This window comes from Saccharophagus degradans 2-40 (genome assembly GCF_000013665.1).
Lineage (GTDB): Bacteria > Pseudomonadota > Gammaproteobacteria > Pseudomonadales > Cellvibrionaceae > Saccharophagus > Saccharophagus degradans.
Genome location: NC_007912.1, coordinates 821,235 through 837,189, shown reverse-complemented (window position 1 = coordinate 837,189; position 15,955 = coordinate 821,235). Strand labels below are relative to the sequence as shown.

The following is a 15,955-nucleotide window of genomic DNA, read 5'->3' as shown; positions in this document are numbered from 1 at the left end:
CATAGATTTATCGCACCTTTCATTTTTTATCCCCATTTCCGAGCACCATTTGTACGTAAATAAGCCAGCGCATCATATTTTAGGCATAAAAAAAGCCGCAATATGCGGCTTTAGGGTATATCGATAACTACAAGCGTTATTCAGCTTTTGGCGCTTGTGCTTCTAGGGCATCCATATGGCGCTTAGCAACACCGTTTAGCTCTGCCAAAGAGTGAAGGTGTGAATGACACCAAGCAATCCACTTGTTTTTAAACCATGTGTGCAATTCTTTTTCGTCCAATTCGTACAGCTTTGCTTCGTCTACACGGTAAAGGTCGGTAAGGTTTACTTGCTGTTCTCCAAATTTAAGTGCGCGGTTTAGCGGTTGCAGAATTTCTTTTTCAGCAAGGGCACGACAAAACTCTTCAGTCTCTGCGTAGCCTGTGTCTACTGAGCGCAAAAAGCCAACAATTTGCTTCAATGTTTCGGTAGGTTCTTTGTTTTCGTCGAAAATAGCGTCGCCGCCGCCAGAGAAGTGTGGCGCTTCTTTATCGAATACAATTGCGCCTTCTGGTGTTACACCAAAAGGGTAACGGCGGATAAAAGCGGGGACGTATTTGCCGCCCCAGTCATCACCTAGATCGTGGCTGTCTTTCTTTAGTGACAGCAATACAACAGGGATAAAACCAGACTTTTCGTTTTTAACAAACAAAATGGGGTGATCGTGACAAGCTTGGGTGAATTCAACACCCGCCAAAGGGGCAGAGTTCATAGCAGAAGCAAATGAGTAGCTACCTTCGCGCTTGAAGGTAAGGTCTGCGTGCTTGTCTTTTTCTAGTACGGTAGGCTCTTTATAAAACAACAGTTGTGTAGACATATAGGTAAATCTTTTATTGAATTTTAATTATGGAATAGTCCAGAAGCGGGCAAGCTCTCTCCACTTAGCCGCTTTGGGCGTGTTCTACACATCGAAACAGTGCCGTGTTTGGGCAGGCAGAGCGCTCGCGCTCATGCGGCTTCAATGCATGATAGCGAGCGATAGTAGCAGGATATGAAGTTTAATAGCAACCACCCCATGGTTGCCCAATGGGCTGCTTTAAACCTTATAATAGTAAGCGCACACATACCCTGTAGCACTCATAAAAACGGAGAGAAAGCCTGTTTACGCTTAGCTTTCTACAAAGGCGCGCTCAATAACATAACTGCCGGGTTTACCACCACGCGCCTCCTTAAAGCCATTTACATCCAAGATGCCGCAAAAGTCCTTCAGCATGCTTGGGCTGCCGCACAGCATAAACCTATCGTCTTCTGGGTTGATAGGCGGCAAGCCAACATCGCGCGCCAAACGGCCAGATGCGAGCAGGTCGGTTAATCGCCCATTATTGATGTAGGCCTCACGGGTAACAGTTGGGTAATACACTAATTTTTCTTTTACCAAATCGCCAAAAAATTCGTTTTGCGGCAATTCCTCATTAATCAGGGTTTGATAAGCCAGCTCACTTTTGTAGCGCACACCGTGGGTTAGCACTATGCGATCAAATTGCTCGTATATTTCTGGGTCTTTAATAATACTGATAAACGGCGCCAAGCCCGTACCCGTGCTTATTAAGTACAGGTTCTTACCCGGCAATAGGTTGTCTGCCACCAGTGTACCCGTGGACTTGCTGTTAACCAGTACCTCATCACCGGGTTGGATATGCTGTAACTGCGAGGTTAACGGGCCATCGGGCACTTTAATGGAGAAGAACTCCAATGTATCTTCATAGTTAGCGCTAGTAATTGAGTAGGCGCGCAACAGCGGCCGACCGCTATCCTGCGCCAACCCCATCATAGTGAAGTGGCCATTGCGAAAGCGGAAGCTAGGGCTGCGCGTAGTGGTAAAACTAAACAAATTGTCATTCCAGTGACGAACATCGAGAACTCTTTCGGTTAATAGGGTGCTCATTGGGTGGCTTCTCCAAGCGTTAATATTTAAAGATTGAACACAGAATAACCACTGGACTTATACAGGTAAAACTGATTATATTTGTATCCGTATTCTGTTTTACCGATAAGAAGTTAAATACTGCACCTGTCTACTACCAAATAAAAACCAAATATGAGCAATAACCATGAAGTACACCCTGCGACAACTTGAAGTATTTTTAGCTGTTTCCCACTACGAAAATGTTTCTAAGGCCGCCGATGAGCTCGCCATGTCGCAATCGGCCTGCAGCAGCGCCCTTAAAGACTTTGAATCACAATTTGATATTCAACTGTTCGACCGAGTAGGTAAGCGCTTGCAAACCAACGAGGAGGGGCGCCGACTGCGCCCCAAGGCCGAAGCTCTAGTAGCCCAAGCCAAAGACCTAGAGCGCGACCTAATCCAGCACAACCAGGTAGGCAAGCTGAACATAGGCGCCACGCTCACCATTGGTAACTACCTGTGTGTAAAACTTATTGATGAATTTATAAAAACCCACCCCGGTGCCAAAGTGCGCCTTGAGGTAGCGAATACACGCCGTATAGCCGAGGAAATTCTCAATTTTGATATAGACCTAGGTATGATAGAAGGCGAATTTCAGCACGATGAGCTCGATGTAATTCCGTGGATGGAAGACGAACTTGTGTGTTTTTGTTCACCTAAACACCGCTTGGCGAGTGTAGGCCATATAAGTAAAGACGACTTTTTAAAAGAGAAATGGATACTGCGCGAAGCCGGCTCGGGCACCCGCCAAACCTTTGATCGAGCCGTAAGTGGTTTGCTGTCTCAATTAGACATTACCCTAGAATTGCAGCACACCGAAGCCATTAAACGGGCGGTAGAAGCAGACATTGGCATTTCGTGTTTATCTATCATATCGCTAAAAGATGCATTTGCTCGCGGCGCACTGGTGCCACTTACCTGCGACCTCGATTTAAAACGCCACTTTTATTTAGTGATCCATCAACAAAAATTTCGCAGCACCGGCATTCAACGCTGGCTAGAACTATGCGAAAAACACAACCACATAAACGCCCATTAAAAAAACCGGCAGAAACAAATCTGTCGGTTTTTCGCTGTCAGCTGTTAACTCCCTACTGTTAACTAGCGGTCATTGCCCACTACACGTAGAAGGCGAAATACAACTTTGGTTATTCTCCCACCCCCAGCCGCTACTGGTAGAAGTACACATTGGGTATTGAGTGCCATACCAATTACACGTGGCGCTGCTACCGCCACTTGAGCTGCTTGAAGAGCTCGACGAACTTGAACTAGACGTAGAGCTAGAACTTGATGAACTCGAAGAGCTACCGCTTTCAACGACACAACTGGCTTCGTTCTCCCAACCCCAGCCATCGCCATCTGGGTCTGAGGCTGCATCACAGCAAACAGGGTGGCCGTCGCTGGTAGTGCCGCAACTTGTAGAACCGCCGCCAGAAGAAGTACCGCAGTGAGTGGTAGCATCGGGGTTAGAATCGCATAAACCTACACCTACACAACTTTGGCCATTCTCGTAACCCCAGTCGTTAGTATTACCGTTTTCACACAATGGAAAGCTTGTACCACTCCAATCACAACTTCCGCCAGTGGAACACGCTGATGTACCGCCACTGCTACTTGAATTAGACGATGACGAAGAACTAGAGCTGCCGCCGCTAGACGTTCCTGTGTACACACTGGCTATACGCGAAGTGGTCGCAATACCGTTGCTGCCGTTTATTAAGCGGTTGCCCCAGGTTGTATAGGTGTTATCGCTAAAGCTTTTTACTATGTCTAGCGATGCTAAATCCGAGCTATTACCCGTCCAACTCCAACCCATGTAACCAAAACCGAATTGCTCGGCGTATTGCATAATGGCTGCTTCTGCAACATCTTCACTAAAATGATCTGCTGCGAATTCGCCTACAACTAACGCTAAACCTTTGTCGCTAAAGGCTTGCATGTAGCTTTGCACTTTTGCCGAGGTGTTATACACCTGATACATATGCACGCTAAACATAGTGTTGTTAAGTGAGTCGCCATTAAAAATGGTTTGTGCGTTATCACGCATTAGGTTCTGCCAATCTTGCCCCCAATTTGCCGCATCAACCATAAGGGTGTGGGTATAACCGGCGTTGCGCAGTTTTTGAATAGCCGCAATCGTGTCGTTGGTGTAGGTGCTTGCCGATACACCGTTGCCAAAGGGTTCGTTGGCAATATTTATAATTACGTAGTCTTCCTCACCCTTAACTACCGCCATTACATCACTGCTCACCCAGTAATCGGCAATATCAGATATATGCGCAGTACCGCTCTCTTCCCCCCAGCCAGTGCCATCGTGAAATTCCAGTACAGCAATCATGTTGTTTTGTTTGCACAGGTCAATAATGGTTTGAATCTCTGCGGCACTGGTGCGGCTCCACTTAGTGCCCATAGCCATCACTACCCGTACCGAGTTAGCACCTGTTGCAGCAATTTTAGGGATAGCCGCCGCCGTTTCACCGGCATACCACGCATGGGGATGGTTCACGCCGCGCAGCACAACCGTGCTGCCATTGCCATCCACAAGTCGCGTACCCTGAATAGATAACCCAGCTAAAGATTGACCCGCGCAAAGCACGGCGCATAGCGCAAGCGCTATAGAAAATATTCTCATGTTGACTTCCTCGTTATTCATTATTATTGGTTTTGGATATGCGTCTGGCGACGCAGTATCCTCTCTACATGTGTAGAGCAAGGGCAAAAAAACCAGTGCAACCGGTTACATTTTAGGGTAAAAAAATGCCTCAAATTATACAGCCTTCACAATGGCACCACGTTAGAGCCCTTATTTAAGCTAGCATGGCTAATTGATAGTAAGCAATAGCATCAAAATAATGAATACACAAAGAATGTATACGGTTACAAACGCAACCACTTAGCCAAATAAAGTCGGCGCCAGTAACCACATGGCTCTCACGGCGATTTAAGCGTTTGTATATCGCCACTCAAATGCTTTTTAGTTAGGAAGGAAAAGCTTTTATATTCCTTTTTCGTCTGCCAAGCAAAAGGCAAAGTTATCCCACATAAGCACAATAACTGCAAAGCGCGCACTAAAGAGCCCTTGTAAAAGCCCGTTAAATAATCGAAAAAAGACAGGAAAGACAAAGAGGAATATGAAGAATTAAAAGGCCCCACAGAATTAGCAGGGCCACAAAAACACAACTACAGAATACCTATCGCACCGCTTTTGCCGCGCTTTGGGTTAACCCTGCTGCGTAATCCATCACATGGAAAATAACATTTTGTTCGTGGCTACCAGAAACCAATACCGCACCTGGGCCCCTTGCGTAAATAGCCACATCTTCACCACCGTGGGTTTCCGATTCCAACGGCACCAAAGCCTCTTGATGGTAACCGCGATGCTCGGTATCAATATCAGAAATATCGTGGCGACCGACGTTAATTGCACCGCGCTCGCCTTCGCCATCGACAATATTCGCGAAGCCCATACCATTATGGTAGCCAAGCGTAGTAAACGGTAGGCCATTTTCATCCAATATTAGTTTGCCGCTACCTGTGCGTACCTTACCTAAAATGGGGTTGCCGCGTGCGGGGTAGCCCGCCATGGTAAACACGTGGCTGTGGTCAGCAGTCACAATAATAAGCGTGTCTTCCGCGCTAGTCTTTTCTAACGCCACCGCGACCGCATCCGAAAGCTCAACCGTTTCAGCGAGGGCATTGTAGGCATTGCCCTCGTGGTGAGCATGATCGATACGCCCGGCCTCGACCATCAAAAAGAAACCATCTTGATCTTGTTTTAATAGGTCAATCGCCTTGTCTGTCATCTCGGCTAATGTGGGTTCGCCAAGCTTATCTGCGCCTCTATCCGCCCCGTAGCGCATATGGGATTCGCTAAATAAAGCCAGTACATGGCTCTGAGCATTGGGCGCTAATTTATCGAACGCGGCTTTGCCAAATACCACTTGCCCCTGCGGGTGTTGCGCTTGCCATTCGGCAATAAGGTTTGCATCGTCGTTGCGTTTACCCTCAATTTTTTTGCTCGCGTCGGGGGTATTAAAGGCAGCGTCCCTCGGCAAAAAATGCCGGCGCCCACCGCCCATAATAACTTCAATACCGTTTACATTATCAACATACTGTTCGCTGGCCACACTTTTTAAGCGCGTTTCGAAAGTAATAAGCTGTTTGGCAATATCTTCGCAACCTGCTGCTTTTGCCTCGGCACTTAGCTCACTGTCGTCTTCCCAATCCCGCTGTGCAGATTTGGCATAAGTCGCCCCTGGGGTTGCATGGGTGACACGCGCCGTAGTTACAATGCCGGTGGCCTTGCCGCTCAATTCGGCTAACTCTAATGCGGTAAATAATTCATGCCCTTTGCCACTGCCGCAGTGGTTAGGCACCACATCCTCACTTATAGATAGCACCCCGGCACGGGTTTTAACGCCGGTAATCATGGCCGTCATGGTGCCTGCGGAATCGGGGGTTTGCTGATCGGTATTGTAAGTGCGGCTCAAGCCCGCAAAAGGCATAGTGTCAAAGCTCAACTCGTGCTCTTCACCTAACTTACCTAGCTGCTGACCGGCGTAAATACGTGCGGCTGTGATAGTTGAAACCCCCATACCATCACCAACAAATAAAATAACATTTCGCGCTTTGCCTTTGCCCGCCAACGGCCCAACGCTTTGCGCCTTTTCGGCAATTTTATTTTGGCCAGCGTAATACCAACCTTTACTTGCTTCTGTTGGCGGAACTAGCTTTGCCAGCGCTTCACTAGATGGCGCAACGGGTTTATCTTGCCCGCAGCCAGCTAATGCCAACGCCACTGCGCAAAAACCTAATTTTGCTCTGTTCATTATTTGAGTCGCTACCTGTTTCTTCACTTTCGTTACCACCCAGCTGTTAAGCTCTGCCATGTTGTATCCTCAGTTGTACACATAATGTGCTTTATTTGTGGTCGCGTGTACTGCAGCACATGATATTTTTGCGCCTTGCCAGCGGTTTACTTGCTGGCAGCCACGGCATTGCTTATGCTTCGTTTTTATTTTTGCCGTGCACTTTTTAACTGCGTATGGCCTGCGCTTACTTCGCAGGCATTTACTCGCAGCCACTGTAAGTGCACTAGCAACACACCAAACCAATAGCGAAACACTGTAACTCACTACTGGTTAATTGAAAGGTTAATACGTTATGTCCCGCAGCTACCCGCAAACCCGTTTACGCCGCAATCGCTTCGCTAAGTTTTCTCGCAATTTAGTGCGTGAAACGACGTTAACCAGCCACGATTTTATTTACCCGCTGTTTATTATCGACGGTAAGAATCAACGCCAAGCTATCGATTCTATGCCCGGTCAGTTTCGCTTAACCCTCGATGAGCTCGCGCGCGAAGTGGAAGAGCTATTGGCGCTGGATATTCCCGCCATTGCCCTATTCCCCAATATCGATCCCGCTTTAAAAACCTTAAACGGCGATGCCGCGTTTAACCCAGAAGGCTTGGTGCCACGCGCAGTACGTATGCTTAAAGAACGCTTCCCCGAAATGGGCGTAATTTGCGACGGCGCGCTCGACCCCTATACAAGCCACGGGCAGGACGGGATAGTAGACGAAAATGGTTACGTATTAAATGACGAGACCATAACTGCCTTGAGCCAACAAGCCTTAACCTGTGCCGAAGCCGGTGCCGATGTCATCGCCCCCTCAGATATGATGGACGGCCGTGTAGGCGCTATTCGCCGCAGCTTAGACGAAGCTAAATTTATTAACACCCAAATTCTCGCTTATTCGGCAAAGTACGCATCCGCCTACTATGGCCCCTTCCGCGACGCTGTTGGCTCGGCTAGCAACTTAGGCAAAGCAGACAAGTTCAACTACCAAATGGACCCGGCAAACACTAACGAGGCCCTGCACGAAGTACGGATGGATATTGACGAAGGCGCCGACATGATAATGGTGAAACCCGCCATGCCGTATTTAGATATTGTGCGCCGCGTAAAAGATGAATTTGGTGTGCCCACATTCGCTTACCAAGTGAGCGGTGAGTACTCGATGCACATGTTAGCCATACAGGCGGGTGTGCTATCTGAGGCGGTTATTCTCGAATCTTTAATGGCAATTAAACGCGCGGGGGCCGATGGTATTCTTACCTACTTTGCCAAAACCGCCGCGCAAAAACTTAAACAACAAAACAGTTAGTGCTCTTGGTACCAGGTGCCATCAGGCTTGCGCTTAATAAATAAGCTTGAGTACCAATAAAACCTGCCACCGCCCGCTGGGGCGGTACAATTGTAGCGGCTGCGCCCCACCGGCAAAGGCCGCTTAGCTTTTACGCGTATGGTGCTAGTTTGCACTTGGGTTTCAATTGCCCCTTGGCCAGACGCAAAACACTGTATACCTCGAATATACGCCGCGATTGGCGAAACCAATTCCAGCTCGGGAATATCCACCCCCATGGGTAATTCTGGGTTATCGATAAGTACGCCTTTTTCTGTGAGTACTTTTACCGAGGTCACCGGCAAGGGCAAGCTCCACACTTTAGTAATAAAGTCATCCATCCCGCCGTAAACACCGCCAAAAGGGAAGCGCGGTAAGCTTTGCGGGTTGGAATTTTTCGCAACCGGCCCAGACTGCTGACCAAAAGCTAGGTAGCCACTTTTTTTCAACTCGCGCTCAAGCTCGGCATCGTATTCGCCGAATGGATAAGCAAAAAAAGGCGGCGCTTTACCTATTTCTTTTTTAATTCGCTTTTGCGCAAATTCTATTTGCGCGATGCGCCATTCGCGCCACTCTTTAACAGACAACCCCAACTCTTTGCGAATTAAATGCGGGTGGCTATCGGAGTGGTTGGCAATGGTCGCTTTATGCTTCGCCATTTCACGCAGTTCATCCCACTGAATATATTGCGGGTTTTTCTCGTCGTGGGGCTTGGTATTTATAAAAACCGTAAACGGCCATTTGCGCTTTTTAAGTAGCGGGTAAGCGGTGGTGTAGATAGATTCGTAACCATCATCAAATGTAATAATCACACTTCTATCAGGTAAGGCATTGCCCGATTCCAACAAGTCTGGCAGCTCCTCTATTGAGATAACATTGAATTTATTCTCTGCTAAATAATCGAGATGCTCTTCAAAAACTTTGGGGCTTATTGATGTGGCTGCGGGGGTTTTATCGGATACGTGATGATATTGCAATACAACCAGCGCATGCGTACCAGCGCTTATACCGCATACAAAACAACTATACACCAGCCAAAATGCAACCTTTATAAACCGCGCTAAAAACATATTCACCTCAATTATTTCCAGTATTTGTGAACTGAGCCCACCAAATATTACTTATAAAACTTCGCTATGAAAAACTATTCAGAGCGTTAGTAAATTCACAGTACACCAACAAAGCTTACCTCACGTTACTACTTGCACGCCAATTGGCAATAAACAGTACCAAGTGCGAACTTTTTCTAGGCAGCCGAACTAAAAACCAGACGGTGCCAGTTTATCAGCCTCATTAAGTGGGGCGCATCAGAGCCAAAAGTTTCGTATTTTCAGTTAATCGGTAACAGCATAATAAACCGATAAACCGTTCAATGTTTGAGCCCACCGCTAGCTATAAAGCCTAGCACGGGTATCAATCACAATTGCTACTCACTCGTTAAATACAACACCCACACTCGGTGGCGTAGTTAACACATCTTCCATTCATGGAGGCTACAATGATAAAAACATGCAAAACCACACCAGCCAAGTGGGCAGCAGCCCTTAGCTTAGGCTGCGCCCTACTTTTACCCTCAGGCGTCAATGCTGCCACCTTCCAAGCAGAAGATTACAGCGCCTTCTACGACACCACCGCGGGTAACACTGGCGGCGCCTACCGCAATGATAACGTCGATATAGAAGCCACCAATGATAACGGCGGCGGCTATAACGTGGGCTGGATAGATGCCAACGAATGGCTGGTATACCCAGGCGTAAATATCACCACCACCGGCGACTATGTAATTAATGTACGCGTGGCGAGCGCAAGCGGCGGTGCACTTTCTGTCGACTTTAATGCAGGCTCTATTCCACTGGGTCAGTTCGATATTCCCAACACTGGCGGTTGGCAAAACTGGGTAACCGTTTCAAAAACAGTTACTTTAACTGCCGGCACCTACGATATGGGCGTATTCGCCTCTACCGGCGGCTGGAACTTTAACTGGATAGAAGTCACACCCGTTAATAACGGTGGTGGCAATGGCGGCGGTTCAGCCACGTTCTTTCAAGCGGAAGACTACAGCAACTACTCCGACACCACACCCGAAAACATTGGCGGCGCCTATCGCAATGACGGTGTAGATATAGAAACCACAAGCGATGCCAACGGCGGCCACAATATAGGCTGGATGGAAAACGGCGAATGGCTTGCCTACGAAGGTTTATCTATTCCCAGTAACGGCAACTACATCATTAAAGCGCGTGTAGCTAGCCCCAACGGCGGCGCACTATCGTTTGATTTAAACGGCGGCGGCCAAGTGCTTGGCACAATGAACATACCCGCTACTGGCGGTTGGCAAAATTGGCAAACCGTAGAATTGAGCACCAACATTAATGCCGGAACCTATACGCTCGGCGCCTTTGTTAGTACTAGTGGCTTTAACCTAAATTGGATAGAAGTCGTTGCCGGTGGCGACGGCGGCAATAATGGTGGCGGTGGTGGCAACATCACTTGGCGCGATGAATTCGACACAATCAACCGCGATGTTTGGAATTTTGAAACCGGTGGCGGCGGCTGGGGTAACAACGAATTGCAATACTACACCGACGGCCAAAACGCTTCCATTCAGTTCGACCCGCAAGCCGGTAGTAATGTGTTAGTTATCGAAGCCCGCAAAGAAACCGGTGGCCAATGTTGGTGGGGCGGCAATTGCGGTTACACCTCTAGCCGCATGAACACGCGGTTTAAAAAATCGTTCCAATACGGCCGTATAGAAGCACGTATGAAGCTGCCGCGTACCCAAGGTATTTGGCCAGCGTTTTGGATGCTAGGTGACAACTTTAATAATGTAGGCTGGCCTCAAGGTGGCGAACTAGACATTATGGAGCACGTAGGCACCAACAATATCACATCGGGTGCATTGCACGGCCCAGGCTACAGCGGTAATACGCCCATTACCGGCCATTTGGAGCACGGTGCAAGCATTGATTCTGGCTACCGTGTTTACGCAGTAGAATGGGATACCAATGGTATTCGCTGGTTTGTTGACGGCACCAACTTCTACAGCGTAGAAAAATGGCAAGTGCAACAGTACGGCGAATGGGTTTACGACCAACCTTTCTGGATACTGCTAAACCTAGCGGTGGGAGGCAACTGGCCCGGCGACCCAGACCACGCCAACTTTACTACCCAACGTTTTTACATTGACTATGTGCGGGTGATTCAGTAAGGGTTAAGGGATAGCTTACAGAGGACAGTTAACGGCTTACAGACAGCTTAAAGGGATTGTTTGAGCTGGGTATTTGTAAGCTGTTTACTGAGAACTGTAGGCTTTTCTCACCTGATGGGGCGGTGTTTATCTGGCTACTTATTTAACAAGTACTGATTTTACTAGCACCAAATGCTAACCTAAGTCGCATATTCCATGCTACTTAGGAAGCCGCCATGAGTTTGCCACCACCTCTAGTTCCCGCTCACCGCGATTTACCAGAAATAACCATTAAAGCACTTGTGCTTGGCATTGTATTAGCCATGCTGCTAGGCGCTGCGAACGCGTATATTGGTTTATTGGTTGGGTTAACCGTCTCTGCATCTATCCCTGCCGCTGCAGCCTCCATGGGGCTATTGCGACTCTTCAAGCGCTCGAACATTTTAGAAAACAACATGGTGCAAACAGCCGCATCCGCGGGCGAATCCCTTGTGGCCGGTATGATATTTACCGTACCCGCACTTATATTGATGCAGGCATGGGATACCTATCAATATTGGCCGTGCGTAACTATCGCGATTATCGGCGGTATATTAGGTGTGGCATTCACCGTGCCGTTGCGCCGCGCACTCATAATAGAAGCACAATTAAAATTCCCCGAAGGCGTAGTTACCGCAGAGGTATTAAAAACCGGCGGCGTAGAGACAGACAAAAGCCAAGCGGCCACAAACACCAACCCCGCACGTGAAAAAGATTTTAAAAACCTATTACAAGCTGCAGGTATTAGCGGCCTGTTTAAATTATTCGAATCTGGCTTTGGTTTACTGGCCGGTAGTGTGGCTACCACCAAAGCGTGGTTTGCTGGCAGTTTTTTATTTACGGGTAGTTTCGCACTTAGCCCAGCGCTAGTGGGCGTGGGTTATGTAGTAGGCTTAAATATTGCGCTGCTTATATTTTTAGGTGGCGCGATTGGAACCTTAATAGGCGTGCCGCTAAATTGGTGGCTAAACAGCAACGAATTAATGGGCCTAAGCGGTATAGCTGCACATACCCCTACCAGTGAATTTAGCCAAACAGATTGGAACAATATTGCAAGCCAAGCGTGGAGCCAAAACCGTCGCATTGGCGTTGGCGCTATGCTGGTAGGCGGCATTTGGTCACTCATTGCTTTAGCTAAGCCCCTTATTGCCGGGGTGAAATCCAGTATTGCGGCTTATAAAACGGCAAGCGCTGCCGGCAGCAATGAGGTATTACGCACCGAACACGACACCCCAATCCACTATGTGTTATGGGTTGCGCTGGCAGCAACTATTCCCTTATTTCTAGTGTTTTATAACGCACTCGCGGGCTACAACAGCGCAGCACTAATAGCGGCAGTTATGACCATGCTCATGCTGTTTTTTGGCTTTATTTTCGCATCTGTTGCTGGTTACATGGCCGGCTTAATAGGCAATTCAAACAACCCTGTTTCGGGAGTAACAATTGCCACCGTAGTGGTATCTGCTTTTATTTTATTACAGCTAATGGGTAACCAAGGCCTTGCGGGCCAGCTTGGGCCTATTGCCGTTATTTATTTAGCGGCGTTGGTTTGCACTGGCGCAGCCATAGCTGGCGATAATTTACAGGATTTAAAATGTGGCCACATTGTTGGCGCAACACCTTGGCGGCAGCAACTTTTCCAAGTAATTGGTGTAGCTTCGGCCGCACTTATTATTCCACTTATTTTGCAAATATTAGATGCAGGCTATGGCATTGGCCGCCCTGCCGAAAACAATCCCACAGGCAGTTATTTGTCTGCACCACAAGCCAGCTTAATGAAAGACCTTGCCAGCAGTATGTTTGGCGCAGGTTTACAGTGGACCTTCATATACATTGGTTTTGCCCTCGCAGTTGTACTTATTGTTTTAGATGAAATTCAAAAGCGACGTGGCTCGAACTTTCGTATTCCCGTACTGGCTGTAGCGGTAGGCATTTATTTACCCCTTGGATTATCTGTACCCATTTTTATTGGCGGCCTTATTGCGCACAGACTTAAAAATAAAAACAAACTAATAGACAAAAGCACACAGCAACAACGCGAAAACAGCAGTTTAATTGTTGCCTCTGGTTTAATAACTGGCGAAGCGTTAATGGGCGTTGCGATTGCGATAGTCGCGGCATTTATAATGCCGTTAGCACACACAGCAAGCTTTGCTTGGGCAACAGGGTTATTGGCTTTGGCAGGCGTTGTTTATTATCAAGCAAGGAAGGGATAGGTGACAGTGGACAGTGGACAGTGGACAGTGGACAGTGGACAGTGGACAGTGGACAGTGGACAGTGGACAGTGGACATTTTGTACTGCGGGGAAATAAAAGGCTACTGCATTTAACGCAGTAGCCTTATGTTAATTTAAAACTTTATGTTTAGTCGCAACCGATTGGGGTTGTGGATACAACGATATCATCCATCCATACATCTACATCGTTGCCGCTAAAGCTGTGCCAGCCGAAGGCTAGCTCTACGTATTTATTACTTAACCAATCCGCCTCTAAGGCACCATTGTTCCAGTCAGAGCCTTCATCAATAGTATGTACAAGCGCGTCGTTAACCCATGCATTTACAGTGTCGTACGCTGGCTGCGATAAAAATGCCACTTCGATACAATGCCAAGTATCTGATGCATAGGCAGGGCCACCACCCCAGCTTGCCATAGTAGGTGCAATGTTATCGCTCGGTACTTCGTTAGTACCAATTACCCCTTTAATTTCACCAAAACGCACTTCGTTGTTTGCATTGCCAGCAGAGCCACGCAAGGCGATGAGCGTTTCATGGTTATCACCGGGGTTCATACCCAATTGGCGAGTCATATACACCCAAGCACGCACATATAAAGTATCTAAATCTGCAGGCAAAGCGCGAGCAATCATAGCTGGGCTTGCGCCACCACTGAAGTGCACAGCGTTGTTACCACTGTGTGCGCGACCTGATTCCACCAACGCAAATGTCGAACCATTTGGGTTTGGCCCGTTTTGACGCCAGCCAATAAAATTATCCCAACCTGCTGGCTGTGTACTATCGCTATCGCTTTCGAAGTCTGCGCTAAAAATAACACCGCCACCACTTGAAGAAGAGCTACTAGAAGAACTGCTTGAAGAGCTAGATGAACTGCTAGAGCTCGAAGATGAAGAACTACTGCTAGACGTCGAACTGCTTGAAGAACTACTCGATGAGCTAGACGAAGACGACGAGCTACTTGTAGAACTTGAAGAGCTAGATGATGAACTCGACGAAGAACTTGAAGACGTTGAACTAGAAGAGCTGGATGAGCTTGACGTTGAACTAGAAGAGCTGGATGAGCTTGACGAAGAACTCGAAGAGCTGCTCGATGAACCGGTTGAAGAACTGGACGAGCTAGAAGAACTACCGCCAATTATACCGCCATTGCCACTTTGGTTGGAACAGGTGTCGCGACCGATACAGCTTTGCTGATTTTCCCAACCCCAGCCGCTATCTTGATTGTTACACAGTGGGCGAATTTCACCGTACCAATTGCATTGCTGTGCACCACCATTGCCACCGGTAGAAGACGAGCTTGATGAACTGCTTGTGGAACCGCCTGTGGAACTACTTGAAGAGCTACTTGAAGAACTGCTTGTAGAACTACCTGTAGAGCTACTCGATGAAGAGCTAGATGATGAACCAGAAGAACTGCCACCACCACTACACACATCACCCGTAACAACGGGCACTTCGGCACTGCCGCCGTTTTTGGCCCCCTGGAAACCAAACTCGATAGTTTGACCGGCACCAACGGTGCTATTCCACGAAAGGTTACTTGCAGAGTATGGGTTACTACCTACATACGCCGCATTCCATAAATTGGTTACGCGGTTATCGCCGCTATATTGCCAATTCACATTCCAACCATTAATGGTTGAATTTGTATCGTTATGAATTTTAATAGTCGCCGAATACCCTGAATCCCATTGATTGGATACAACATACTCACACGCAGAAAATGCGTTCGGACTAGCTACAGCAGCAGCAAGCGCTAACGCCGGCCACAATTTTTTTAAACAAGGTTTACCTTGGGTTGACATAAACTTTCTCCAGCAAACATGATGGCTATAATTTTTTAATTTTATTATTTGATAATTTTTTACTAATACACACCGCACCTAATAGTCACACCAACCAAAAACGGACTCATCGCTTTTACGTTATAAAGAACATTATAATCGAGAAAAATATTTAGATAGCTGTTACCTGCAAACTCTGCCAAATAACCTTCTAAACTAGCATTTAGTTTGACTTAATGTTTTTAGTATAAGCAATGTAACTATTTTTATTGTTGTAACAAATGGCCTAAAAACGGCGGCGAAATACTAAGGTAGCGCTACTACAACCACAAGCCGCAGAACGAGAGATGGTTAACACTTTAGTTGGTTTAATTTAACTAAGCCGCACTGTATAGATTCATAAAGCGCACTAAAAAAAGAAAAAACCACGCGACACTTCAACCTATTTATAGTCATATAAAGGTGAAATTACGCTACAAATTATTCGTTTTTAGAAGTCGCCACAAAAATAATTTATTCATACGTGTTTGCGCTCTAAAAATAATATAAAAAAAGCCCGCAACTCGGCGGGCTAAGGGGGT

The 15,955-nt window shown here is 47.3% G+C and carries 10 protein-coding genes; 4 read left to right on the top strand and 6 right to left on the bottom strand.

Translation table 11 applies throughout. The features are described from left to right. Positions 1-136: 136 nt before the first annotated feature. Positions 137-856, bottom strand: a complete 720-nt coding sequence (locus tag SDE_RS03520) for a SapC family protein (protein ID WP_011467142.1) — start codon at positions 854-856, stop codon at positions 137-139. Between the two features lie 291 nt (positions 857-1,147). Further along, positions 1,148-1,924, bottom strand: coding sequence for a ferredoxin--NADP reductase (locus SDE_RS03515; RefSeq protein ID WP_011467141.1), 777 nt, complete (start codon positions 1,922-1,924; stop codon positions 1,148-1,150). A 166-nt stretch (positions 1,925-2,090) separates the two neighbouring features. On the opposite strand from SDE_RS03515, the gene SDE_RS03510 reads away from it, so the two are divergent. Continuing rightward, positions 2,091-2,984, top strand: a complete 894-nt coding sequence (locus tag SDE_RS03510; protein ID WP_011467140.1) for a LysR substrate-binding domain-containing protein — start codon at positions 2,091-2,093, stop codon at positions 2,982-2,984. A gap of 69 nt (positions 2,985-3,053) precedes the next feature. Here the strand turns inward: SDE_RS03510 and SDE_RS03505 are convergent, their stop codons facing one another. Together SDE_RS03505 and SDE_RS03500 are read right to left on the bottom strand one after the other, a co-directional pair. Then, positions 3,054-4,577: a cellulase family glycosylhydrolase gene (locus tag SDE_RS03505; RefSeq protein WP_011467139.1), complete on the bottom strand. Its 1,524-nt coding sequence runs from the start codon at positions 4,575-4,577 to the stop codon at positions 3,054-3,056. Between the two features lie 559 nt (positions 4,578-5,136). Beyond that, positions 5,137-6,834: an alkaline phosphatase gene (locus SDE_RS03500; protein WP_011467138.1), complete on the bottom strand. Its 1,698-nt coding sequence runs from the start codon at positions 6,832-6,834 to the stop codon at positions 5,137-5,139. Positions 6,835-7,108: 274 nt separating this feature from the next. Here SDE_RS03500 and hemB point away from each other — a divergent pair, with 274 nt between their 5' ends. Next, a complete protein-coding gene (gene hemB, locus SDE_RS03495) occupies positions 7,109-8,110 on the top strand; it encodes a porphobilinogen synthase (protein ID WP_011467137.1) in 1,002 nt (333 codons plus the stop codon). On the opposite strand, the gene SDE_RS03490 is transcribed toward hemB, so the two are convergent. Beyond that, positions 8,107-9,198, bottom strand: a complete 1,092-nt coding sequence (locus SDE_RS03490; RefSeq protein WP_011467136.1) for a polysaccharide deacetylase family protein — start codon at positions 9,196-9,198, stop codon at positions 8,107-8,109. The two genes, hemB and SDE_RS03490, sit on opposite strands and share 4 nt — an antisense overlap. Before the next feature lie 428 nt (positions 9,199-9,626). Between SDE_RS03490 and SDE_RS03485 the strand changes: the two genes are divergently transcribed. Further along, positions 9,627-11,336, top strand: a complete 1,710-nt coding sequence (locus SDE_RS03485; RefSeq protein ID WP_011467135.1) for a carbohydrate-binding protein — start codon at positions 9,627-9,629, stop codon at positions 11,334-11,336. A gap of 215 nt (positions 11,337-11,551) precedes the next feature. Further along, positions 11,552-13,570, top strand: coding sequence for an OPT family oligopeptide transporter (locus tag SDE_RS03480; RefSeq protein ID WP_011467134.1), 2,019 nt, complete (start codon positions 11,552-11,554; stop codon positions 13,568-13,570). Positions 13,571-13,718: 148 nt separating this feature from the next. Here SDE_RS03480 and SDE_RS23255 read toward each other — a convergent pair whose 3' ends face one another. Continuing rightward, on the bottom strand, positions 13,719-15,395 hold the full coding sequence (locus SDE_RS23255; protein ID WP_011467133.1) for a cellulose binding domain-containing protein: 1,677 nt from the start codon (positions 15,393-15,395) through the stop codon (positions 13,719-13,721). Positions 15,396-15,955 lie beyond the last annotated feature (560 nt).